17 protein-coding genes are annotated in these 22,678 nt (G+C 71.6%); 1 reads left to right on the top strand and 16 read right to left on the bottom strand.

The annotated features are described in order from the left end of the window. Positions 1-60 precede the first annotated feature (60 nt). The 11 genes from H4F90_RS03765 to H4F90_RS03715 all read right to left on the bottom strand — a co-directional run bounded on the left by H4F90_RS03765 (position 61) and on the right by H4F90_RS03715 (position 12,462). Entirely contained in the window at positions 61-1,236 is a 1,176-nt protein-coding gene (locus H4F90_RS03765) for a PQQ-binding-like beta-propeller repeat protein (RefSeq protein WP_182661604.1), read from the bottom strand. Beyond that, on the bottom strand, positions 1,236-1,910 hold the full coding sequence (locus H4F90_RS03760; protein ID WP_182661602.1) for a YfgM family protein: 675 nt from the start codon (positions 1,908-1,910) through the stop codon (positions 1,236-1,238). Before H4F90_RS03760 ends, H4F90_RS03765 begins: the two co-directional genes overlap by 1 nt. Positions 1,911-1,976: 66 nt before the next feature. After that, on the bottom strand, positions 1,977-3,335 hold the full coding sequence (gene hisS / locus H4F90_RS03755; protein ID WP_182661600.1) for a histidine--tRNA ligase: 1,359 nt from the start codon (positions 3,333-3,335) through the stop codon (positions 1,977-1,979). 78 nt (positions 3,336-3,413) lie between these two features. Then, on the bottom strand, positions 3,414-4,682 hold the full coding sequence (gene ispG, locus H4F90_RS03750) for a flavodoxin-dependent (E)-4-hydroxy-3-methylbut-2-enyl-diphosphate synthase (RefSeq protein WP_182661597.1): 1,269 nt from the start codon (positions 4,680-4,682) through the stop codon (positions 3,414-3,416). Further along, positions 4,679-5,608, bottom strand: a complete 930-nt coding sequence (locus H4F90_RS03745) for a helix-turn-helix domain-containing protein (RefSeq protein WP_182661594.1) — start codon at positions 5,606-5,608, stop codon at positions 4,679-4,681. Before H4F90_RS03745 ends, ispG begins: the two co-directional genes overlap by 4 nt. Continuing rightward, positions 5,601-6,410, bottom strand: a complete 810-nt coding sequence (gene pilW, locus H4F90_RS03740) for a type IV pilus biogenesis/stability protein PilW (protein WP_328700815.1) — start codon at positions 6,408-6,410, stop codon at positions 5,601-5,603. Before pilW ends, H4F90_RS03745 begins: the two co-directional genes overlap by 8 nt. Further along, entirely contained in the window at positions 6,407-7,600 is a 1,194-nt protein-coding gene (gene rlmN, locus H4F90_RS03735) for a 23S rRNA (adenine(2503)-C(2))-methyltransferase RlmN (RefSeq protein ID WP_182661592.1), read from the bottom strand. The genes pilW and rlmN overlap by 4 nt, the downstream gene beginning before the upstream one ends. A gap of 122 nt (positions 7,601-7,722) precedes the next feature. Continuing rightward, positions 7,723-8,148, bottom strand: a complete 426-nt coding sequence (gene ndk, locus H4F90_RS03730; RefSeq protein WP_182661590.1) for a nucleoside-diphosphate kinase — start codon at positions 8,146-8,148, stop codon at positions 7,723-7,725. Positions 8,149-8,246: 98 nt separating this feature from the next. Further along, entirely contained in the window at positions 8,247-10,337 is a 2,091-nt protein-coding gene (locus H4F90_RS03725) for a pseudouridine synthase (protein ID WP_235971933.1), read from the bottom strand. After that, positions 10,334-11,155: an SMC-Scp complex subunit ScpB gene (gene scpB, locus H4F90_RS03720; protein WP_182661588.1), complete on the bottom strand. Its 822-nt coding sequence runs from the start codon at positions 11,153-11,155 to the stop codon at positions 10,334-10,336. The genes H4F90_RS03725 and scpB overlap by 4 nt, the downstream gene beginning before the upstream one ends. A 227-nt stretch (positions 11,156-11,382) precedes the next feature. After that, positions 11,383-12,462, bottom strand: a complete 1,080-nt coding sequence (locus H4F90_RS03715; RefSeq protein WP_182661586.1) for an RluA family pseudouridine synthase — start codon at positions 12,460-12,462, stop codon at positions 11,383-11,385. 54 nt (positions 12,463-12,516) lie between these two features. On the opposite strand from H4F90_RS03715, the gene H4F90_RS03710 reads away from it, so the two are divergent. Further along, positions 12,517-13,353 (top strand): outer membrane protein assembly factor BamD, encoded by an 837-nt coding sequence (locus H4F90_RS03710; RefSeq protein ID WP_182661584.1) that lies wholly within the window; start codon positions 12,517-12,519, stop codon positions 13,351-13,353. Here the strand turns inward: H4F90_RS03710 and H4F90_RS03705 are convergent. From H4F90_RS03705 to H4F90_RS03685, 5 genes are all read right to left on the bottom strand, one after another. Continuing rightward, positions 13,325-15,373, bottom strand: coding sequence for an ATP-dependent DNA helicase (locus H4F90_RS03705; RefSeq protein WP_182661582.1), 2,049 nt, complete (start codon positions 15,371-15,373; stop codon positions 13,325-13,327). The two genes, H4F90_RS03710 and H4F90_RS03705, sit on opposite strands and share 29 nt — an antisense overlap. Before the next feature lie 37 nt (positions 15,374-15,410). Next, a complete protein-coding gene (gene zapE / locus H4F90_RS03700; RefSeq protein WP_182661580.1) occupies positions 15,411-16,511 on the bottom strand; it encodes a cell division protein ZapE in 1,101 nt (366 codons plus the stop codon). Positions 16,512-16,638: 127 nt separating this feature from the next. Next, the gene (gene lpdA / locus H4F90_RS03695; RefSeq protein ID WP_182661578.1) at positions 16,639-18,066 is read right to left on the bottom strand and encodes a dihydrolipoyl dehydrogenase; all 1,428 of its coding nucleotides are present in this window, start codon (positions 18,064-18,066) and stop codon (positions 16,639-16,641) included. 119 nt (positions 18,067-18,185) lie between these two features. Further along, a complete protein-coding gene (odhB, locus tag H4F90_RS03690; protein ID WP_182661576.1) occupies positions 18,186-19,457 on the bottom strand; it encodes a 2-oxoglutarate dehydrogenase complex dihydrolipoyllysine-residue succinyltransferase in 1,272 nt (423 codons plus the stop codon). Between the two features lie 145 nt (positions 19,458-19,602). Beyond that, on the bottom strand, positions 19,603-22,461 hold the full coding sequence (locus H4F90_RS03685) for a 2-oxoglutarate dehydrogenase E1 component (RefSeq protein ID WP_182661575.1): 2,859 nt from the start codon (positions 22,459-22,461) through the stop codon (positions 19,603-19,605). Between the last annotated feature and the right edge of the window lie 217 nt (positions 22,462-22,678).

Genomic DNA, 22,678 nt, shown 5'->3' with positions numbered 1-22,678 from the left:
GGGGCACCGCCGCCGTCGGCGGAATCAGGCGCAGGGCCGCCCACGCGGCCACGCACCGCGTCAGCGCGGCAGCCGCAGCGCGAAGACGCCGCCGCGGCGCGTGCTCAGGAGCACCGTGCCCCCGGGCGCCACGCTGAGCGGGCTGTCGACGGCACTTCCGTCGGTGGCGATGCGGCCGACCGGCTGACCGCTGTCGCGGTCGAAGACATGCACATAGCCTTGCGCGTCGCCGACCAGCAGATGACGACCGACCACCACGGGCGCCGTCAGCTGCCGGCGCAGCAGGCTTTCGCTGCTCCAGCGGACCTCGCCACCACTGCGCTTCCAGGCCATGAGGCGGTCGTTGGCATCGACGCTGTAGACCTGCTCGGCGTCGACGGCCGTGCCCTCCTCGCCACTGCCGGACTTGCTCCACAGCAGGCGGCCGGCATCGGCATCGACGCAGCCCAGGGCGGACTGGAAGGCCCGCGCGCAGATCACCTTGCCCTCGCGGCCGGCGGGGCCGACCAGATCGGCCAGGCGCTCGACCTCGTTGGTGCCACGCGGGGCCGCCAGGGGCAGGTCCCAGCGCACGCTGCCATCCAGGCTGTCGAGCGCGACCAGGCGCGGGCCGAGGCCGACGACCAGCAGATTGCGGTGGGCACGCAGCACGCCCGGCTTCAGCAGGGTCAGGGGCTCGCCGGCGCCGGCCCGCTGCTGGGTCCACAGCGCACGGCCGTTGAGGGCGTCGAAGGCCAGCACCTGGCGGTCGACCGTGAGCACGAAGACCCGCTCACCCGCCACCAGCGGTGCCGTGACCACCCGGCTCCCGAGCCGGGTGCGCCAGAGCTCACGGTCCTCGCGGACCACGATCAGCTCGTTGTCGAGCGTGACCACGGCCGCCACCAGGCCGTCGCTTCCGAGGGAGGCCCCGAGCTCCTGCCGCACATGGGCCCGCCACAGCACCCGGCCATCGGCAAGGGCGTAGGCAGCCAGACGGCCATCGCCTCCGGCCACCACGTAGCGGTCACCGGCCAGCACCGCCTGGCTGGGGCTGCGGCGCGAAGGCAGGTCATCACGCCACAGCAGCTGGAGCTGCACCGGCTGGGCCGGCAGGGTCGGCAGCGGCGCGGGCTTGGGCGCGCTGGATCCGAACAGGCTGCCGCAGCCCGCGAGCAGGCCGGCAGCCGCCAGCGACAGGACGCCCGCGAGCAGACGACGGACGCCCGGCTTCGGGCAGAAACGGGTCAGCGACATCATTGCGCGGCTCCGGAGGCGGCGGGAAGGGAGGGCTGCGGTGCGCCCAGCGCAATCAGCTTGGCTTCGACCACGCGGCGGTAGTCGCCCTCGGACCCGAAGGCCGCCAGGGCCTGCTGGAAGGCGGTGATCGCCTCGGCATGCTTGCCCTGCGCGCGCAGGATGTCGCCGCGCCGATCGGCGCCGAGCGCGGCAAACAAGCCTTCGCTGTCCTTCGGCAGTGCGGCCAGGGCCTCGTCGAACTTGCCCTGGTCCAGCAGCACGCCGGCCAGGCGCAGGCCGGCGATGCGGCGATAGCCTTCGTCGGCCGCGTGCTCGGCCGCCCAGCGCAGCGTGCCTGCGGCTGCATCGGCCTGCTCCTTGTCCAGCTGCACCTTGGCCGCCAGCAGCGCAGCCTGCGCGGTGAAGACCGTGCCGCCAAAGCGGTCCCGCAGGTCACCGAAGACCCGGCCGGCCTTGTCGGCGTCGCCGGCGCTGACCGCCCGGTCGATCTCGTCGAAGAGCACGCCGGCCTTGGCGGCCTGGCTGCGCTGCCACCAGTTCCAGCCGTTCCAGCCCGCCGCGATCAGCAGCGCGACGGTCAGCAGGCTGGTGATCAGGGTGCCGTGGCGCTTCCAGAAGTCCTTGATCTGGTCGAGCTGTTCCTGCTCCTGCAGGTCGAGAGGGGTGGCCATCGCTAGGTTCTTGGGGACGCAGGGAACACGCAGGAAGGCCGGCGGGCGCCGGCGGCAAGCCGCGGATTATGCGGGGAGGAGTTCGGCCGCCCAGGCGGCCACGTCATGCAGGGGCTTGAGCTGCTGGGCCGCGCGAGGCGCATCCCCGCCCTGCCCTTCGCCAGCGGCCGGTGCCCGCAGGGGCTTGAGGGCCACCAGGCCCTCGGCCAGCTCGGCCTCGCCGAAGACCAGCGCATAGCGCGCGCCGCTGGCATCGGCCTTCTTGAACTGCGACTTCATGCTGGCCGGGCCCTCGGCCCCGGCGGCATGCCAGAGCACGGCCACGCCGGCCGCGCGCAGGGCATCCACCGCCACCATGGCCGGCTGCAGCGCGGCCGCGCTCGGCACCACGGCATAGACGTCCGGCGCGGGCGGCGCCGGCAGCACGCCGACCTCCTCCAGCAGCAGCATCAGGCGCTCGATGCCCAGGCCCCAGCCCACGCCCGGCGCCGGCTGGCCGCCGAGCTGGCCGACCAGGCCGTCATAGCGCCCGCCGCCGCAGACCGTGCCCTGGGCGCCCAGGCGCTCGGTCACCCATTCGAAGACGGTCAGGTTGTAGTAGTCCATGCCGCGCACCAGGCGCGGGTTCAGGCGGTAGGCGATGCCGGCGGCATCCAGCACGCCGCAGACCGCCGCCAGGTGGGCGCGCGAGGCCTCGCCGAGGAAGTCGCCCAGCTTGGGCGCGGACTCGACCAGGGCCTGCATGGCCGGGTTCTTGGTGTCGAGGATGCGCAGCGGGTTGCTGTGCAGGCGGCGCCTGGCGTCCTCGTCCAACTGGTCGGCATGGGCCTCGAAGTGGGCGATCAGCGCGGCGCGGTGGGCCTGGCGTTCGGCCGGCTGGCCCAGGCTGTTGAGCTCCAGCCGCAGGTCGCGGCCTTCAACCAGACCCAGCGCACGCCACAGCGTACGGGTCAGCAGGATGACTTCGGCGTCCACGTCGGGCCCGGGAAAGCCCAGCACCTCGACGCCGACCTGGTGGAACTGGCGGTAGCGGCCCTTCTGCGGCCGCTCGTGGCGGAACATCGGGCCGAGGTAATAGAGACGCTTGCCGCCCTCGCGCAGCAGGCTGTGCTCGACCGCGGCCCGCACCACGCCGGCCGTGCCCTCGGGGCGCAGGGTGAGCTGGTCGCCGTTGAGCTTGTCCTCGAAGGCGTACATCTCCTTCTCGACGATGTCGGTCACCTCGCCCAGGCCGCGCACGAAGAGCGCGGTCGGCTCGACGATGGGCGTGCGCACATTGGCGTAGCCGTGGCGGCGCATCAGTTCGCGGACGGTGGCCTCCAGCCACTCCCACTGCGCCGAGGCCGGCGGCAGCAGGTCGTTCATGCCCTTCACCGCACGCAGCGGGGAAGCGTCAGGCCTTGCGGCGCGGGAAATCTCGCTCATGGACAGCTCGGACGGCCCGCCAGGGGCCATCTCGTCTCGGAAGGAAATCGGAGGGGCGGGGTCCGCCCGCCCGGACGCTCAGGCCGGCTGGCCGTAGCGCCGCTCGATGTAGGTCTCGACGACCTTCTGGAATTCGGTCGCGATGCCCTCGCCCCGCAGGGTCAGGGCCTTCTCGCCGTCGATGAAGACGGGGGCGGCCGGGGCCTCGCCGGTGCCGGGCAGGCTGATGCCGATGTCGGCATGCTTGCTCTCCCCGGGGCCGTTGACGATGCAGCCCATCACCGCGACCTTCATGGATTCGACGCCCGGGTAGCGGGCCTTCCAGACCGGCATCTGCGCACGCAGGAAGTCGTCGATCTGCTTGGCCAGTTCCTGGAAGGTGGTGCTGGTGGTGCGGCCGCAGCCCGGGCAGGCGGTCACGCTGGGGTTGAAGGCGCGCAGGCCCAGGGCCTGAAGGATCTCGGTGGCGATCACCACCTCCTGCGTGCGCGACTCGCCGGGCTGCGGCGTGAGGCTGACGCGGATGGTGTCGCCGATGCCCTCCTGCAGCAGCAGGCCCATGGCCGCGGTGGAGGCCACCGTGCCCTTGGTGCCCATGCCCGCCTCGGTCAGGCCCAGGTGCAGGGGATGGTTGCAGCGCGCCGCCAGTGCACGGTAGACGCTGACCAGGTCCTGCACCCCGCTGACCTTGCAGGACAGCAGCACCTGGGCCGGGTCCATGCCCAGCTCCACGGCATAGGCCGCCGAATCGAGCGCCGACTGCATCAGGGCCTGGTACATGACCTGCTGTCCGGTCCAGGGGGTGGCGCGGGCCGCGTTCTCGTCCATCAGGCGGGCGAGCAGCTCCTGGTCCAGGCTGCCCCAGTTCACGCCGATGCGCACCGGCTTGTCGTACTTGAGCGCCGCCTCGACCATCATCGCGAACTGGCGGTCCTTCTTGTCGCCCTTGCCGACATTGCCGGGGTTGATGCGGTACTTGCTCAGGGCCTGGGCGCAGTCCGGAAACTCGCTCAGCAGGCGATGGCCGTTGTAGTGGAAATCGCCCACCAGCGGCACGGCGATGCCCATGCGGTCGAGCTGCTCGCGCACATGCGGCACGGCCTTGGCGGCCTCGGGCGTGTTGACGGTGATGCGGACCAGCTCGCTGCCCGCCTGGGCCAGTTCCTTGACCTGGATGGCGGTGCCGATCGCATCCTCGGTGTCGGTGTTGGTCATGGACTGCACGCGCACCGGGGCGTCGCCCCCCACGGTGACGACATTCGAGCCCCAGACGACGCGCGCCTGCAGGCTGCGGCGGGCGGCCGGACGGGCGGCGGCGATGGCCTGGGTCGGATCGGCAAGGCTCATTTCAGCTCCAGACGGGCGACGTTGCCGCGATTCAGCGGATTCAGGTCGATCGCGGTGTCGCGGAAGCTGACCTGGGTGCCCTTGACGTTGCCGACCGTCAGGCTCAGCGGCAAGACGCCATCCAGGCGCAGCGATTCGCCCGCGGCGAGGGTGCGCGACAGCAGCACCTTGCCGCCGGCCTCCCGAACCTCGATCCAGGACGACTCCACGGCCTGCAGCGCCAGCGGACCCGCGCCAGGCGCCGATGCCGCAGCGGCCGACGGGACGGCCACCGGGCCCGAGGCACCCCCCCCTGCCGGTGCGACGGCGGCGGCCGCGGCCACGGGCACGGCGGAGGCCGATGCGGCGCCCTCGGCCGCGATCGCGGAGGCGGGCAGTCCCTCGGCCACCACGCCCGGCCCCAAGGGCAGGCTGGCCGCCGGGTCCGGGGCGGCCAGATCCTGTGCCAGCGCCGGCGCGGCTGGCGCCTCGGCGTCCTGCGCCGCAGGCGGCCAGAACACCACCGCCGCGGCTCCGGCCAGCAGCAGCAGGGTCAGGGCGATCAGGGGCTGACCGAGCGTGCGCGGCGAGCTGCCCCAGTCGACCCGGCGACGGCCCCCGTCACGGAAGGGCTGGTTCAGGCCGGCCTGGCCGAGCGGCTCGATCGCCGGCTGGTCCTGCTGCGGCAGCAGATCCAGCACGCGGCGGGGCTCGACCTTCAGGACGCGGCACAGGCTCTGCGCCAGCGCCCGCGCAAAGGTGCGGTCGAGCAGGCCGTCGATCCGGTCGGCTTCCAGCATCTCAAGCTTGCTGACCTGGACCTTCAGGGTGGCGGCCAGGGCCTCCAGCGTCAGGCCCTGGCGCTCGCGCTCGGCGCGCAGGATGGCGCCGGCCGTGGACGGGTGGGCTTGCGGCACCGCGGGCGGCGCGAAATCTTGCTCATTCATCGAAGGCACCCCGTTCGAAGGCTGCGGTCTCGCGCGCCTCGGGGTAGCGGCTGCGCAACTGTTGGCCCAGGGTGGCCACTTCGGCGGTCCGCCCCAGTCGGTGTTCGATACGGGCCAGCAGCCACAGCGATTCTGCGTTGCGCAGCTCGGCGCGGTCGTTGACTCGCTTGACGTAGAAGCGGGCCCGCTCGGGCTCGCCGCGGCGCAGCAGCACCTCGGCCAGGTTCATCGCGCTGGCCGGCTGGCCGGCGTCCAGGTCGAAGGCCTGCTGAAGCAGGTCCTGGGCCCGAGGCAGGTCGCCGGCCTGGCGCGCGCAGACCCCCTGCACCAGCAGGGTCCGGGCGCGCTGGCGGTAGGCCGGCTGCGCCAGTGCCCGCTCAAACAGGGCGTCGGCCTCGGCCCACTGCGCGCGCTGGCAGCGGAAGTAGCCGTAGTTGTGGAGGCTGTCGGCGTCGTGCGGATCCAGCGCCAGCGCCCGCTCGAAGCTCTCGCTTGCCCGGGGCGCATCGCCAAGCGCCGCGTAGATCAGGCCGCGCAGGTTGTGGGCCGGCACCGCGTCGGGCCGGACGGCGAGGGCCTGCTTGACCTCGTCGAGCGCGGTCGCGTACTGGCCCTCGGCGAAATAGGCGGCGGCCAGTTCCAGGCGCAGCCGGGCACGCCGCTGGACCTCGGTCTCGTCCGAGCTGGTGATGGGGTCGGACGAGGGGGCCTGCGCATGCAGCGGACCGGGCAGTAGGACGGTCAGCCCCAGGGCGAGCCCCGCAAGCCAGGGGGCCAGGCCACGGCGCAGGCAGGACTTCACCGGCGCGCCTCCACGACCACGGGAATGCCGCCCAGCAAACCGCTCTCGCGGCGCTGGGCCAGGCGCTCGGCGGCGCGGGTGCGGTCCTGCACCTCGCCGGCGAGCTGGCCGCAGGCCGCGTCGATGTCGTCCCCCCGCGTCTTGCGCACCGTGGTGACGATGCCGCCCTCGGCCAGGATCTGCGCGAAGACCTCGACGTTCACCGCCGAGGAGCGCCGCAGGCCCGAGGCCGGGAAGGGATTGAAGGGAATGAGGTTGAACTTGCAAGGCACGCGGCCCACCGGGCCGTGCTCGCCCACCAGGCGCAGCAGGGCGCGGGCCTGGGCCGGGCTGTCGTTCACGCCGTCGAGCATGCAGTACTCGAAGGTGACGAAGTCGCGCGGCGCCTTGTCCAGGTAGCGCTGGCAGGCGGCCAGCAGCTCGGCCAGCGGGTACTTGCGGTTGATCGGCACCAGGTCTTCGCGCAGCGCATCCTCGGGTGCATGCAGCGACACGGCCAGGGCCACCGGCGCAGCTTCGCGCAGGCGGTCGATCATCGGGACCACGCCCGAGGTGCTGACGGTGACCCGGCGGCGCGACAGGCCGTAGCCGTGGTCGTCCAGCATCACCTTGAGCGCCGGCACCAGGGCGTTGAAGTTTTGCAGCGGCTCGCCCATGCCCATCATCACGACGTTGCTGATGATGCGCTGGTCGCTGGTCGAGTTGCCGCGGGCCGGTGCGCCGTCGCGGGCCCGCGCACGGGCCCGCAGCGCGTGCTCGGCATGCCAGAGCTGCGCCAGGATCTCGCCGGTCTCCAGGTTGCGGCTGAAGCCCTGGTGACCCGTCGAGCAGAAGCGGCAGCCGACCGCACAGCCGGCCTGCGAGGACACGCACAGCGTGCCGCGGTCGTCCTCGGGGATGAAGACGGTCTCGACCGCATCGCCCTGTCCGACGTCGAACAGCCACTTCACGGTGCCGTCGGCCGACACATGCTCGCTCAGGATGGGCAGCGGGCGGATCTCGGCCGCGCCGGCCAGCTTGCTGCGCAGGGACTTGGCCAGGTCGCTCATCGCGTCGAAGTCGCGGGCGCCCTTCTGGTGGATCCAGCGGAAGAGCTGGGTCGCACGGAATCGCTTCTCGCCCAGGCCTTCGCAGTGCGTGGCCAGGCGGTCGAGGTCGAAGTCGAGGAGGTTGATCACGTCAGCGGGCACAAAGCCTCGGGCCGGGCTTCAAGCATAAAGGCCCCGCGGCATGCGGCAAGCATGCGGCGGGGCCAAGGGGTGGGGCCGGGCCGGCGGCCGGACACCGCCAGCCCCGGTCCGCCCCGCGCCGCTCAGCGGCTGTAGACGTTCAGGCCGGGGAAGAAGAAGGCCACTTCGGCGGCGGCGGTCTCGGGGGCGTCCGAGCCGTGCACGGCGTTGGCATCGATCGAGTCGGCGAAGTCGGCGCGGATGGTGCCCTTCTCGGCCTTCTTCGGATCGGTGGCGCCCATCAGCTCGCGGTTCTTGGCGATCGCGCCCTCACCTTCCAGCACCTGGATCATGACCGGGCCGGAGATCATGAAATCCACCAGGTCCTTGAAGAAGGGACGGGCCTTGTGCACGGCATAGAACTGCTCGGCTTCGGCGCGCGAGAGGTGCACGAACTTCGCCGCGGCGATCTTCAGGCCGGCGCCTTCGAAGCGGCTGTAGATCTGGCCGATCACGTTCTTCGCGACGGCGTCGGGCTTGATGATCGAGAGGGTGCGTTCAATCGCCATGGAAACTCCGGGAAATCAGGTTTGGGCAAAGCCCATGATTGTAGGTGGGCGGCGCGACATCGTTCACACCGCCCGGGGATCGCGGGGACCGGCAGGCTTCAGCGACCGCGGCGCTTGCCGCCCCAGTTGCCGCCGCCGCCCCCGCCGCCCTTCTTGCCGCCCTTGTTGAAGTAGGCGTCGGCGCCGATGTAGCCCACCGAGGTCTGCATCGGATCGGGCTGCTTCGGACCGCCCTTGGGGCCCTTGGGACCGCCGGCCGCTCCGCCCGGCTCGCCGCTGTCGGGCCGGCCGAAGCCGGCGACGATGCGCTGCGAGCCCTTGACGAAGCGGCGGTCGAAGGTCTGTTCCAGCGGGTTGGGAATCGCACCGCCAGGGATGTAGTCGTCGTCGACGCGCTGGGCGCCGCCGAAGCCCTGCGCCGGGCGGCGCGGGCCGCCCTTGGCGAAGCGACGGTCGAAGGTCTGCTCCAGCGGGTTGGGGATGCGGCCCACATCCTCGAACAGGGCTTCGCCGTCGGCATCGCGCAGCACCTCGCGGGGCGGACGCTCGGCCCGCGGCGGACGCGCGGCACCGCCCTGCGGACCACCGGCCGGACGCGGACCCTTGCCGCCCGGGCCGAACTTGTTGCCACCGGCCTTGCCCGGCTTGCCGGCGCCGGCCGGGCCGCGGGCCGGCAGCTCGCCGGGCTGGGGCCGCGGGCCGTTCTGCATCGGCTTCGGCCCGCGCGCGGCCTTGCCGGTCTTGGCGGCAGGCTGTGGACGCGGGCCGTCGTGCAGGCCGGCGAGCTGGCGGATGACCTTCAGGTCGGGCTCGTCCAGCTCCACCCAGACGCCGCGCTTGAGGCCGCGCGGCAACACGACGCTGCCGTAGCGGATGCGGATCAGGCGGCTGACGACCAGGCCGACCGATTCGAAGAGCTTGCGCACCTCGCGGTTGCGGCCTTCGGAGATGACGACGCGGTACCAGTGGTTCGCGCCTTCGCCGCCGCCGTTGTCGATGCTGCGGAAGGCCGCCGTCTGGCCGTCGATGGCCACGCCGGCCAGCAGCTGCGCGCGCTGCAGCTCGCCGAGCTGGCCGAGCACGCGGACCGCGTACTCGCGCTCGACGCCGAAGCGCGGGTGCATCAGCCGGTTGGCCAGGTCGCCGGAATTGGTGAAGAGCAGCAGGCCTTCGGTGTTGATGTCGAGCCGGCCGACCGACAGCCACTTGCCTTGCGGCAGGCGCGGCAGGTGGCGGAAGACGGTAGGACGACCTTCCGGATCGCTGTGCGTGACGACCTCGCCGGTGGGCTTGTGATAGGCCAGCACGCGGGCGGTCGGCGGGTGGATGCGCAGGCGTACCGGCTTGCCCTTGACCTCGACGCGGTCGCCGATGACGACGCGCATGCCAAGGTGGGCGACTTCGCCGTTGACCGTGACCTGGCCGTCGGCGATGAGCTGCTCCATGTCGCGGCGCGAACCCACGCCCGACTGGGCCAGGACCTTGTGCAGCTTGGGCGCGTCGGGTTCGGCTTCGAGCACGCGCTTGCCGGCATCGGCCGGGCCCTCGTCCTCGGCCGCGTCGGCCTCGGCTTCGCCCGCGGCGGCGGTCTGGGCAGCGGCTTCGGCTTCGGGGTCGTAGTGCCCGGTGATGAGCGCGTCGAAGAGCGCACGGGCGGCGACCAGGCTCTCGACGGGCGGCGGCACCGCGGCGGGTCGGCCCGGGCGCGGCGGGCTGCCCGCTTCGGTCTCGGCCTCGACCGGGGTCTCTGCCGGGGCGTCGGCGGCGGCATCCGCCGCTTCGGGCTGGGCCTCGGCATGCGGCGCAGCGTCCGCCGGCACGGCGACCGGCGCTTCCGCGGAGACCGGGGCGTCCTGGGGCTCGGCGGCGGGCTTGCGCGGGCTGCGGCGACGGGCCGGCTTGGCTGCCGGGATCTCGGCTTCGGCCTGGACCTCGGGGGCAGGCTCGACCGGCAAAGCGGCTTCAGCCTGTGCCGGCACGGCTTCCGCGTCGGCTTCGACCGGGGCGACGGCCGCCCGGCTGCGCCGGCGAGGGGCCGGCTGGGTGTCGGCCTCGGCCGGCGGCGTCGGGCTGGCTTCCGCCGCGGGACGCGCGGCGGGGCTGCGGCGCCGGCGGGCGGGGGCCGTCGGCCCGGCGGAGTCGGCCGGCGGGGAAAGATCCGGCGCGTCGGGCTGTTCGTTCATGCTCATGTCGTCTCGGTGGGAGGACGAGGGTCGGCCGCAACTTCGGCATCCGGGGCCTGGGAGGCGGCCGGTGCGGCGACAGGAAGGACGTCCGCCGTCACGGCGTCGTCCGGGCTTGGGGCCGCGACCTCGTCCGCCCCGTCGGGGCGGGCCAGGTCCGGCGCCGTGGCGCGATCCGCCGGCTGGGCCGGATCGTCTTGGCGGTCCTCCACCCCGGGGGTGGGCCGCAGCGCCGGCCCGGTGTCTTCAGGCGACACCGGGTCCGGGGGAAGCAGGGAGAGGGTCTGGCCGGCCGCCGGATCGCCGCCCAGGCCGCTGCCGTCGAGCGGCGGCAACTCGGCCAGCGAGGCCAGGCCCAGGTCGTCGAGGAAGGCCCGGGTCGTCGCGAAGAGCGCCGGCCGGCCCGGGGCCTCGCGGTGGCCGATCACCTCGATCCAGCCGCGGTCCTCGAGCTGCTTGATCATCGGCGCACCGACGGTCACGCCGCGGATGTCCTCGATGTCACCGCGGGTGACCGGCTGGCGGTAGGCAATGATGGCCAGGGTTTCCAGCGTCGCGCGGGTGTAGCGCGGCGGCTTCTCGGGGTTGAGGCGATCGAGATGCAGGCGCATGGCCGGCCGGCTCTGGAAACGCCAGCCGCTGGCCAGCTCGACCAGCTCCAGGCCGCGGTCGGCCCAGTCCTCGGCCAGGGCGTCCAGCACCGGACGCAGCGTGACCGCGTCGACCGGGTCGTCGAAAAGCAGCTTGAGCTCGCGCAGCGGCAAGGGCTCGCGCGCACAGAGCAAGGCGGCTTCGAGGACGCGCTTGGCATCCTGAATGTTCATCGATCGCAGCTTCGGGGCGGCCAGACGGCCAGGGGTCGGACAGGGTGCGGGCCGCAGGGGCCCGACGGAACCGGAATCCGCCGATCAGGGGCGCGCCATTCCGGGAGGCAGGACGGGGGCCGCGAAGGAAGGCTGCGGCCTGTCATGCCGGCGGGTTCACACCGCCTCTCAGGGCGATAGTGTACGGGACGCCCCTGCAGGCTCCGGCCGCAGCGGGCGGGAGGCGTTCACGAGGCTTCCCAATGCACGCCCGGCGGGTCGGCTGGCAGGGCCGCCTGCAGACCGAGCGTAGTCACCGCGGCCAGCAGGTCGGCCGGCGGCGGTGCCACGCAGCGCAGGCGGCGGCCACTGAGCGGGTGCACGAGGCTGAGCACCCGCGCATGCAGGGCCTGGCGCTGCAGGCCGGCCGCCGGCGCACCGCCGTAGACGGCGTCCGCCAGCAGGGGATGGCCGCGGTGGGCAAGGTGGACGCGGATCTGGTGGGTGCGACCGCTGTGCAGCAGGCAGCGCAGCAGGCTGACGCCGCGCGGGCCGGCCTCGGCCACCCCACCCAGGCGCTCGATGTCGGTGCGGGCCGGCTTGCCGCCGGCGACGACGGCCATGCGCACGCGGGAGGCCGGATCGCGACCGATCGGCGCGTCGATGGTGCCGGTCGGCGGCGGCAGGCCGTGGGCCAGGGCCAGGTACTCGCGGTGCACCTCGCGGGCGGCGATGGCGCGCACCAGCGCCGTCTGGGCAGCCAGGGTCTTGGCGACGACCATCAGGCCGCTGGTGTCCTTGTCCAGCCGATGCACGATGCCGGCCCGCGGCAGGGCCGATGCCCCGGCGTGGTGGGCGAGCAGACCGTTGAGCAGCGTGCCGGACCAGTGGCCCGCCGCCGGATGCACGACGAGGCCGACCGGCTTGTCGACCACCATCAGGGACTCGTCCTCGTGGACGATGGCCAGCGGCAGGGGCTCGGGCCGGAAGGCCTGGCTCTGCGGCGTCGGCACCAGACGCAGGGCCAGCTGCTGGCCGGCAAGCAGGCGCTTGGCGGGGGTGGTCGCCGGCCGGCCGTCGATCGTGGCCTCGCCCTGGGCGATCAAGGTCTGCACATGGCTGCGCGAAAACTCCGGCGCGAGCCGCGCGAGCCAGCGGTCCAGGCGCTCGCCGTGTTCGGCAGGCGCGACCTGGCCGACGCGCAGCTCGGCCGGCGCTTCGTCCGGACCCTCGCCTTCGGCCTCGTCCACCGGGCCGTCCAGAGCCTCGGGCCAGGCCCCGGCAAGCCCCGGATCCCGCGGGGGGGCACCCCTATACTCGTCGGTCATTTGTCCTTTGATGGGCGCCCGATCCGCTGCGGGCCGGCGCCGAAGTCCCTTGCGATGAACCTGCACCGCCAACCGCCCTGCTCCGGCCGCCTCGGCCGCGCCTCCCTGATGGCCGCCGCCGTGGTCCTGCTGGCGGCTTGCGCGTCGAAGCCCGGCCTGGGCAGCGACGTGGAGAAGTGGGACACGACCCGATTGTATGAAGAGGCCCGCGACGAGTCCGCCGCGGCCAACTGGGACCGTGCGATCCAGCTCTACACCCGCCTGGAAGCGCGTGCCGCCGGCACCCAGCTCGCGCAGCAGGCCCAGCTGGACCTGGCCTACGCGCAGTGGAAGAACGGCCTCAAGCCCGAGGCCCTGGCCACCCTGGAGCGCTTCATCAGCCTGAACCCCAGCAGCCCGGCGCTGGACTATGCCTACTACCTGCAGGGGCAGATCAACTTCAACGAGCGGCTCGGCCTGCTCGGGAGCTTCGCGCGGCAGGACCTCTCCGAGCGCGACCAGCAGGCCTCGCGCGACGCCTACCAGAGCTACCGTCAGGTCGTCACGCTGTTCCCGAATTCGCGCTACGCGCCGGATGCCGGCCTGCGGATGAACTACATCCTGAACACGCTGGCACAGTACGAGGTGCATGTGGCGCGCTACTACGCGCGCCGCGGTGCCTGGGTGGCCGCGGTGAACCGCGCGCAGCAGGCGGTGCAGGAATTCCGCAACGCCCCGGCGGTCGAGGAGGCGCTGTTCATCATGGTCCGCGGCTACGACGAGCTGAAGCTGCCCGAGCTGCGTGACGATGCCCAGCGCGTGCTGGTCAAGAATTTCCCGAACAGCGTCTTCCTGAGCGGCGGCCTGGACGCGAAGGCCAAGGTCAGCAAGCCCTGGTGGCAGGTCTGGTGAGGTCGACCAGCCAGTCCAGCGCCTCGTCGAGATCGTCGAGGCGCGGCATCGGCGGCAGCGCGCTCAGCAGCTGCCGCCCGTAGCCCGGCGCCGCCAGGCGCGGGTCGGCCACCACCAGCAGGCCGCAGTCGCTCTCGCGGCGGATCAGTCGCCCGGCGCCCTGCTTCAGCGCCACCGCGGCCTCGGCGACGAAATAGTCCTTGAAGGGGCTGCGGCCCGCGGCCTCCAGCTGCCGGCTGCGCGCCTCGACCAGCGGGTCGCTCGGCGGAGGAAAAGGCAGCTTGTCGATCACGACGCATTGCAGCGCCTCACCCGGCACGTCGATGCCCTCCCAGAAGCTGGCCGACCCGACCAGCAGCGCGGGCTCACCGGCGACGAAACGTTCCAGCAGCTGCCGCTTCGGCAGCCGGCCCTGCACCAGCAGGGCGATGCCGGCGTCGGCCAGCGGGGCCTCCAGGTCCTCGGCAATGCGCTGCAGGGCGCGCAGCGTGGTCGTCAGCACGAAGCTGCGGCCGCCCAGGCGCAGCGCGCAGCGGGCGGCCAGGGCCGCGACGGCGGTCGGATGTTCGGGGCTGTTCGGCCGCGGGAAGCGCGCGGGCACATGCAGCCGGGCCTGTTGCCGGTAGTCGAAGGGGCTGTCGAGCTTGAGGGTACGGGCCCGGTCGTCCAGGCCGGTGCGCTCGGTGAACCACTGCAGGCGCGCCTCCGCGCCCAGCGTGGCCGAGGTGAAGACCCAGGCCCGCGGCGCCGCGTCGAGCTGGCCCTGCATGGCCTCGCGCACATCGAGCGGACTGTCGACCAGGCGCATGGCCAGGCTGCCCAGCTCGATCCAGCGCACGCGCCCCGTCTCGGCCGGCTGGCCGAAGGCCCGGGCGGCCTGGGACAGGGCCTGGGCGCGGTCGGCCAGCTTGGGGAAATCGGGCGCCAGCTCGCTGACGGTGTCGAGTGCAGCCTGCACGGCCGTGGCGGCTGCGGCAAGGGCGGCAAGACCTTCGACGAAGTCAGGCGCCTCGGCCCGGTCCTCCCAGCGCAGTTTCAGGCTGCCGCCACGCGGCGGCCGGTGGGCCAGCGGACCGGCCGCCACCAGGCGCAGATCGCGCGCGGCGCGGTCGAGGCGGCCGGCCAGTTCGGCCCAGGGCTGCAGGCCGCGGGCCTCGCGCAGACCGGCGGCCAGCAGGTCGCGGGCCAGGTCCAGGGCCTGGGCACTGCCGAGGTTGCGGCCGAGGAAGCCGACGCCGGCCTCGGCCAGCTGGTGGGCTTCGTCGAAGATGGCCAGCTCGACGCTGGGCAGCAGCTCGGCCATGCCGGTGTCGCGCAGGCTCAGGTCGGCGAAGAAGAGGTGGTGGTTGACGACGACCAGATCGGCCGCCATGGCCTCGCGCCGCGCCTGCATCACATGGCATTCGCGGAACTGCGGGCAGTCGCTGCCCAGGCAGTTCTCGCGGGTGGAGGTGATCAGCGGCAGCAGCGGCGAGCGCTCGTCCAGGCCCGGCAGGCCGGCCAGGTCGCCATTGGGCGTGCCCTGGGCCCAGGTCTCGATACGGGCCAGCGCGCGCTGGGTGGCGGCATCGGCCATGCTGTCCTCGCCGCGGGCCAGGATCAGGCGGTGCTGGCAGAGGTAGCTGCCGCGGCCCTTGAGCAGCGCGGTGCGCAGGGGCAGGCCCAGGGTGTCGCGCAGGGCCGGCAGATCGCGGCGGTAGAGCTGGTCCTGCAAGCTCTTGGTGGCGGTGCTGACCAGGGTGCGACGGCCCGAGAGCAGGGCCGGCACCAGGTAGGCGAAGGTCTTGCCGATGCCGGTGCCGGCCTCGACGACCAGCACGGCCTGGTCGGTGATGGCTTCGGCCACGGCCGCCGCCATCTGCTGCTGGCCGGAGCGTTCGAGGTAGGACGGATCCTGCGCGGCCAGCGGCCCCTCGGGACCGAAGCAGCGGGCCACGGCCTGGACCAGGTCCTCGGGCGGCGCCGCGTCGGGCCAGGGCAGCGCGTCGCGCTCGGCGGGGTCGGGGCGGTCGGCATCCATCGGGTCCGGGCCAGTATAGGAGCCGGCCCGGCAGGCCTCAGGTCAGCCGGGTGTCGACGTTGCGATGCGGCAGGGCCAGGAACTCGGCGCTCTGCATCTCGTTGAGGCGCGAGATGGTGCGCGGGAATTCGTGCGCGAGCGGCCCTTCGGTGTAGAGCTGCTCGGGCGGCACGGCGGCCGAGACCGCCAGCTTGACGCGCCGGTCGTAGAGCACGTCGATCAGCCAGGTGAAGCGCCGCGCCTCGGCGGCGAGCTTGGGCGGCATCAGGGGCACGTTCGACAGCAGCAGGGTGTGGAACTGGCTCGCGATCTCGAGGTAATCGTTCTGCGAGCGCGGGCCGCCGCAGAGCTGCGCGAAGTCGAACCACACCACGCCCCCGGCACGGCGCCGGGCCTTGAGCTCGCGATGCTCGATCAGCAGCCGGGGCTCCTCGTCGGCGCACTCGGCCAGCTTGCCGAAGGTCTCGGCCAGCTGGGCATCGGCGGCCGGACCGGCCGGGCAGTGGTAGAGCGCGACCTGCTCCAGCGTGCGGCGCCGGTAGTCGATGCCGGCATCGACCTGCTTGACCACCAGATGCGTCTTCAGCAGCTCGATGGCCGGCAGGATGCGGTCGCGATGCAGGCCGTTGGGGTAGAGCCCGTCGGGGTGGAAGTTGCTGGTGGTGACGATGGCCACCCGGTTGCGGAAGAGCGCGTCCAGGAGGCGGTGCAGGATCATCGCGTCGGTCACGTCGGCGACGTGGAACTCGTCGAAGCAGATGAGACGGTGCTTGCGGGCGATGCGCCGGGCCAGTTCATCCAAGGGATCGGCGCGGCCCTTGAGCTCCTGCAGCTCGCGATGCACCTCGCGCATGAACTCGTGGAAGTGCAGCCGCGTCTTGCGGCGCAGCGGCACGGCCTGGAAGAAGCTGTCCATGAGGAAGCTCTTGCCACGGCCGACGCCGCCGAACATGTAGACGCCCTTGGGCAGGGCCGGCTTCAGCAGCAGCTTGGCCACCGCATTGCGGCGCCGCGCCAGGTAGGCGCGCCACTGGTCCTCGCAGCGCTGCAGTTCGGCCACCGCGGCCTCCTGGGCCGCATCGGCGGTGTAGCCGCGACCGGCCAGGGTCTGGTGAAACAGCTCGGTGACGGTGGGCATGGGCGGAATCATCGGTGAAACCGGGCGGTCACCCGACGCCCGGACGTCGTGCGGCAAGGAAGCGACGCCGGCCTCCCCGGCCCCCGCCGCCCGCGGGCCTGGGGACCGCGCGGGCGGAAGGCTGGCCTCAGAAGTTCAGCGTGCGGCCGTCGACGGCCAGCGCGGCTTCCTTGGTCGCTTCGCTCAGCGAGGGGTGGGCATGGCAGATGCGGGCGATGTCCTCGCTGCTGGCCTTGAAGGCCATGGCCACGCAGGCCTCGGCGATCAGCTCGCTGGCCACCGGGCCGACGATGTGCACGCCCAGCAGTTCGTCCGTCGTCGCGTCGGCCAGCATCTTCACCATGCCGGTCGTGTCGCCCAGCGCGCGGGCGCGGCCGTTGGCGATGAAGGGGAAGCTGCCGGCCTTGTAGGCGCGGCCGCTGGCCTTGAGCTGCTGCTCGGTCTGGCCGACCCAGGCGATCTCGGGCGAGGTGTAGATCACCCAGGGAATGAGGTTGAAGTCGACATGGCCGTGCTGACCGGCGATGCGCTCGGCCACCGCCACGCCCTCTTCCTCGGCCTTGTGGGCGAGCATGGGGCCGCGGACCACGTCGCCGACCGCCCAGACCTTGGGCAGGTTGGTCTTGCACTCCTCGTCGACCACGATGGCGCCGCGCTCGTCGAGCTTCAGGCCGACCGCCTCCGGCGCGAGGCCGGCGGTGTGGGGCACGCGGCCGATGGAGACGATCAGGCGCTCGACCTCCAGGCTCTGCTCGGCGCCCTTGGCATCGGTGTAGGCCACGGTCACGCCGGCTTCACCCTTCGTGACGCTGTTGATCTTCACGCCCAGGTTGATCTTCAGGCCCTGCCGGGTGAAGGCCTTGTTGGCTTCCTTGGCGATGGTCTCGTCGACCGCGCCGAGGAAGGTCGGCAGGCCTTCGAGCACGGTGACCTTGGCCCCCAGGCGGCGCCAGACCGAGCCCATCTCCAGGCCGATCACCCCCGAGCCGATCACGCCCAGCGTGGCCGGCACGGCGCCGATGCGCAGCGCGCCGTCGTTGCTGAGGATGCGCTCCTCGTCGAAGTCCGCGCCCGGCAGCGCACGGGCGCTGGAACCGGTGGCCACGACGATGTGCTCGCCGCTCAGCGTGGCAGCGCCGGGGCCGTCGACGGCGATCTCGTAACCCTTCTCGGTGGCCTTCACGAAGCGGCCGGTGCCGTGGAAGAACTCGACCTTGTTCTTCTTGAACAGGTAGAGGATGCCGTCGTTGTTCTGCTTCACGACGGTGTCCTTGCGGCCGACCATCTTGGCCACGTCCAGCGTCAGGCCGGACACGCCGATGCCGTGCGCTGCGAAGTGCTTGCCGGCGTGCTCGTAGTGCTCGCTGGACTGCAGCAGGGCCTTGCTGGGAATGCAGCCGACATTGGTGCAGGTGCCACCCGGGGCGGGGCCGCCCTGGGCATTGGTCCAGGCATCGATGCAGGCGACCTTGAAGCCGAGCTGCGCGGCGCGGATGGCGGCGATGTAGCCGCCGGGGCCGGCGCCGATGACGATGACGTCGAAGTGTTGGGACATGGGGTTCTCCGATCTCGGATCGCGGCCCCTCTCGGGGCCTCGGAAGCGGCCGCCCGACCCGGGCGGCCGCCTGCGCGCCGCCGGGGGGTCGGGTCAGTACCTGGGGGCGCTTCGACGGCTCAGATGTCGAACAGCAGGCGCGCGGGGTCTTCCAGCGCTTCCTTCATCGCGACCAGGCCCAGCACGGCCTCGCGGCCGTCGATGATCCGGTGGTCGTAGGACATGGCGAGGTAGTTGATCGGGCGGACCACGACCTGACCGTTCTCGACCACGGCACGGTCCTTGGTGGCGTGCACGCCCAGGATGGCCGACTGCGGCGGGTTGATGATCGGCGTCGACAGCATGGAGCCGAAGGTGCCGCCGTTGCTGATCGAGAAGGTGCCGCCCGACAGCTCTTCGAGCGAGAGCTTGCCGTCCTTGGCCTTCTGGCCGAAGCCGGCGATGGTCTTCTCGATGTCGGCGAAGCTCAGCTGGTCGGCATTGCGGATGATGGGCACCACCAGGCCGCGCGGCGAACCCACCGCGATGCCGATGTCGAAATAGCCGTGGTAGACGATGTCGTTGCCATCGACCGAGGCGTTCAGGATCGGGAACTTCTTCAGCGCATGGACGGCCGCCTTCACGAAGAAGGACATGAAGCCGATCTTGACGCCGTGCTCCTTCTCGAACTTGTCCTGGAAGCGCTTGCGCATCTCCATGACCGGGGCCATGTTGACCTCGTTGAAGGTCGTGAGGATGGCGTTGGTGGCCTGCGACTGCAGCAGACGCTCGGCCACGCGGGCCCGCAGGCGCGACATCGGCACCCGCTGCTCCGGGCGGTCCGAGAGCTTGGGCGCCGCCACGTCCACGGCGGGCAGCGGCTTGGCGACGGCCGGGCTGGCCGGCACGCTGAGCGCCGGGGCCGGAGCGGCCTTGGCCGCGGGGGCGCTGGCGGCCGCAGCCACGGCGCCGAGCACGTCGCCCTTGGTCACGCGGCCATCCTTGCCGGTGCCGGCGACACCGGAGATACCGGCATCGGCCGCGATCTTCGCCGCCGCCGGCGAGTACACGTCCGACTTGCTGCCTGCGGCCGCCGGGGCGGGGGCTGCCGCGGCCGCCGCCGGGGCCGCGGCCACCGGCTTGACTTCCAGCGGGCTGACCGCGGTCTGGCCCTCGGTGTCGATGCGGGCGATGACCTCGTCGCTCACGCAGAGCTCGCCGTCGTTCTTGACGATCTGGGCCATCACGCCGGCCGCCGGCGCCGGCACTTCGAGCACGACCTTGTCGGTCTCGATCTCGATCAGGATCTCGTCGATGGCCACGGCTTCGCCGGGCTTCTTCTTCCACTGCAGCAGGGTGGCTTCGGCCACGGATTCCGACAGTTGCGGAACCTTCACGTCGATGATGGGCATGGTGTCTCTCTAAATGCTGTGCTTCAAGCAGCCGCCGCGGACCCGGCTCGGCCGGTCCGTCGGCGGCGACCCGTGAGGGGCTGAGCCCGGCGACGAATCGTCCGGCGGACGATTCGCGCCTGGCGAAGGGCGCTTCGGGGTGGCCTTACTTCGTGAGGACGAAGCCCTTGAGCTTGCCGAAGGCCTGGTCGAGCAGGGCCTTCTGCTGCTCCTGGTGCAGGTGGGCGTAGCCCACCGCCGGCGAGGCCGAGAAGGGCCGACCGGCATAGCCGAGGCGCTGGCCTTCCAGCATGTTCTCGTGGATGTAGTGCTGCACGAAGAACCAGGCACCCTGGTTCTGCGGCTCATCCTGGCACCAGGTGATCTCGGTGGCGTTCGGGTACTTCTTCAGCTCGGCTGCGAAGGCCTTGTGCGGGAAGGGATAGAGCTGCTCGACGCGCACGATGGCGACGTCGGACGCCTTCTTCTCCGCCCGCTTCTTCACCAGGTCGTAATAGACCTTGCCCGAGCAGGCGACCACGCGCTTGACCTTGGCCGCGTCGATCGTCGCGTCCAGTTCGCCGATGACGGTCTTGAACTCGCCCTTGGTGAACTCGGCCAGCGGCGAGGTCGCGTCCTTGTTGCGCAGCAGGGACTTGGGCGTGAACAGGATCAGCGGCTTGCGGAAGGGCCGCACCATCTGCCGGCGCAGCACATGGAAGATCTGGCTGGCGGTGGTCGGCTGGACGACCTGCATGTTGGTGTCGGCCGAAAGCTGCAGGAAACGCTCGATGCGCGCCGAGCTGTGCTCCGGGCCCTGACCCTCGTAGCCGTGCGGCAGCATCAGGGTCAGGCCGTTGGAGCGGCCCCACTTGACCTCGCCCGAGGCGATGAACTGGTCGATCACGACCTGTGCACCGTTGACGAAGTCGCCGAACTGCGCTTCCCAGATGACCAGGGTGTTCGGCTCGGCCGCGGCATAGCCGTACTCGAAGCCCAGCACCGCCTCCTCCGACAGGATGGAATCGATCACCGTGTAGGGGGCCTGGCCGTCGGCCACGTTCTGCAGCGGGATGTAGGTGCCGGTGTCCCACTTCTCGCGGTTCTGGTCGTGCAGGACGGCGTGACGGTGGGTGAAGGTGCCGCGACCGCAGTCCTCGCCGGACAGCCGCACCGGATAGCCGGAGGCGACCAGCGAGGCGAACGCCATATGCTCGCCCATGCCCCAGTCGACATTGACTTCGCCGCGGCCCATCGCCGCGCGGTCCGCCAGCACCTTCTCGACGAGCGGATGCACCTTGAACCCCGAGGGCACGGTGGTGATGCGCTCGGCCAGGCGGCGGAACTCGGTGACCGGGATCGCGGTGTCGCCGGCATCGGTCCACTTGCGACCCAGGAAGGGCGACCAGTCGACCGCGTACTTGCTCTTGAAGTTGGTCAGCACCGGATCGACCGTGTGCTTGCCCTCGTCCATCGCGGCGCGGAAGGCCTTGACCATCTCGTCCGGCGCGGTGGCGGGAATCACGCCCTGGGTGACCAGCTTCTCCGCGTACAGCTTGCGGGTGCCGGGGTGGGCCGCGATCTTCTTGTACATCAGCGGCTGCGTCAGGCTGGGCGTGTCCTGCTCGTTGTGGCCCAGCTTGCGGAAGCAGACGATGTCGACGACGACGTCCTTGTTGAACTGCTGGCGGTAGTCGAGCGCGAGCTGGGTGGCCAGCACGACGGCCTCCGGATCGTCGCCGTTCACGTGCAGCACCGGGGCCTCGATCATCTTCACGACGTCGGTGCAGTACAGCGTCGAGCGGCTGTCGCGCGGGTCGGAGGTGGTGAAGCCGATCTGGTTGTTGATGACCAGGTGGACGGTGCCGCCGGTGTAGTAGCCGCGCGTCTGGGCCAGCGCGAGCGTCTCCATCACCACGCCCTGGCCGGCGAAGGCCGCGTCGCCGTGGACCAGGACCGGGAGCACGGTGTCGCCTTCCTGATCGCCGCGGCGATCCAGGCGGGCCTTGACCGAGCCCTCGACGACCGGGTTCACGATCTCGAGGTGCGAGGGGTTGAAGGCCAGGCTCAGGTGCACCGGGCCGCCGCGGGTGGTGACGTCGGACGAGAAGCCCTGGTGGTACTTCACGTCGCCGGCGGTCAGCTCCTCGGGCGCGGTGTGGTCGAACTCGGCGAACAGGTCCTTCGGCATCTTGCCGAGGGTGTTGACGAGCACGTTCAGGCGGCCGCGGTGGGCCATGCCGATCACGATCTCCTGGACCCCGACTTCACCGCCGCGGTTGACCAGTTCGTCCATCGCCGCGATGAAGCTTTCGCCGCCTTCCAGCGAGAAGCGCTTCTGACCGACGTACTTGGTGTGCAGGTAGCGCTCCAGGCCTTCGGCCGCGGTCAGGCGGTCGAGGATGTGGACCTTCTTCTCGGCCACGAAAGCGGGCTTGCTGCGGATGCTTTCGAGCTTCTCCTGCCACCAGCGCTTCTCGGCCGGCTCGGTGATGTGCATGAACTCGGCGCCCAGGGTGCCGCAGTAGGTCTCGCGCAGCGCCTGCAGGATCTCGCGCAGCGTCTGCTGCTCGGCCTTCGTGAAATAGGTATTGGTCGCGCTGAACGTGATGTCCATGTCGGACTCGCTCAGGTCGTAGAACGCCGGCTCCAGCTCGGGAATCTTCGGGCGTTCCTGGCGCTTGAGCGGGTCGAGGTCGGCCCAGCGCGCCCCGAGCGAGCGGTAGGCGGCGATCAGGGACTGGACATGGACCTGCTTGCGGGCCACCGCCAGTTCGGCGGCGCTGGCCTTGACGGCAAAGGCATTGGCCTTGGCCCGCTGCGCGAAGGATTCGATGACGGGCGCATGGGCCACGTCGCGGCTCTCGCTGCCATCGACCGCAGGCACGTTCTGCAGTGCGTCGAAGTAGCTGCGCCAGTTGTCGGGCACGGAGCCCGGGTTGAGGAGGTAGGCCTCGTAGAGCTCCTCCACATAGGGCGCGTTGCCCCCGAACAGGTACGAGTTGGACCTGTATTGCTGCATCATCTTTCGCTCACCTTTCGCGCCGGCTGCCGGCACTCTGGCTGGTTGGAAAACCTTCCGCGACACGGCTTGACCGCTTGGCGGATTGCGACCCGCCTTCGGTTTCCCGCGAGGGAAACACGCAAGGGGACGGGAAGGACCCTCAAATCACGAAAATCAATGTAGCACTGGCCCCTGACGCGAGCATTTCGACTTTGTGCAGTCGAGCCCTGTTTCGATG

This window comes from Aquariibacter albus (genome assembly GCF_014145335.1).
Lineage (GTDB): Bacteria > Pseudomonadota > Gammaproteobacteria > Burkholderiales > Burkholderiaceae_C > Aquariibacter > Aquariibacter albus.
Note: the sequence above shows the minus strand (reverse complement) of the source record. Positions and strands in the feature narration are given on the sequence as shown.

What these genes read in the sequence shown, in the direction of transcription:
- H4F90_RS03765 (WP_182661604.1), bottom strand. Translation starts at nt 1,236, where the DNA reads ATGTCGCTGACCCGTTTCTGCCCGAAGCCGGGCGTCCGTCGTCTGCTC.
- H4F90_RS03760 (WP_182661602.1), bottom strand. Translation starts at nt 1,910, where the DNA reads ATGGCCACCCCTCTCGACCTGCAGGAGCAGGAACAGCTCGACCAGATC.
- hisS (WP_182661600.1), bottom strand. Translation starts at nt 3,335, where the DNA reads ATGAGCGAGATTTCCCGCGCCGCAAGGCCTGACGCTTCCCCGCTGCGT.
- ispG (WP_182661597.1), bottom strand. Translation starts at nt 4,682, where the DNA reads ATGAGCCTTGCCGATCCGACCCAGGCCATCGCCGCCGCCCGTCCGGCC.
- H4F90_RS03745 (WP_182661594.1), bottom strand. Translation starts at nt 5,608, where the DNA reads ATGAATGAGCAAGATTTCGCGCCGCCCGCGGTGCCGCAAGCCCACCCG.
- ndk (WP_182661590.1), bottom strand. Translation starts at nt 8,148, where the DNA reads ATGGCGATTGAACGCACCCTCTCGATCATCAAGCCCGACGCCGTCGCG.
- H4F90_RS03725 (WP_235971933.1), bottom strand. Translation starts at nt 10,337, where the DNA reads ATGAGCATGAACGAACAGCCCGACGCGCCGGATCTTTCCCCGCCGGCC.
- scpB (WP_182661588.1), bottom strand. Translation starts at nt 11,155, where the DNA reads ATGAACATTCAGGATGCCAAGCGCGTCCTCGAAGCCGCCTTGCTCTGT.
- H4F90_RS03715 (WP_182661586.1), bottom strand. Translation starts at nt 12,462, where the DNA reads ATGACCGACGAGTATAGGGGTGCCCCCCCGCGGGATCCGGGGCTTGCC.
- H4F90_RS03710 (WP_182661584.1), top strand. Translation starts at nt 12,517, where the DNA reads ATGAACCTGCACCGCCAACCGCCCTGCTCCGGCCGCCTCGGCCGCGCC.
- H4F90_RS03705 (WP_182661582.1), bottom strand. Translation starts at nt 15,373, where the DNA reads ATGGATGCCGACCGCCCCGACCCCGCCGAGCGCGACGCGCTGCCCTGG.
- zapE (WP_182661580.1), bottom strand. Translation starts at nt 16,511, where the DNA reads ATGCCCACCGTCACCGAGCTGTTTCACCAGACCCTGGCCGGTCGCGGC.
- lpdA (WP_182661578.1), bottom strand. Translation starts at nt 18,066, where the DNA reads ATGTCCCAACACTTCGACGTCATCGTCATCGGCGCCGGCCCCGGCGGC.
- odhB (WP_182661576.1), bottom strand. Translation starts at nt 19,457, where the DNA reads ATGCCCATCATCGACGTGAAGGTTCCGCAACTGTCGGAATCCGTGGCC.
- H4F90_RS03685 (WP_182661575.1), bottom strand. Translation starts at nt 22,461, where the DNA reads ATGATGCAGCAATACAGGTCCAACTCGTACCTGTTCGGGGGCAACGCG.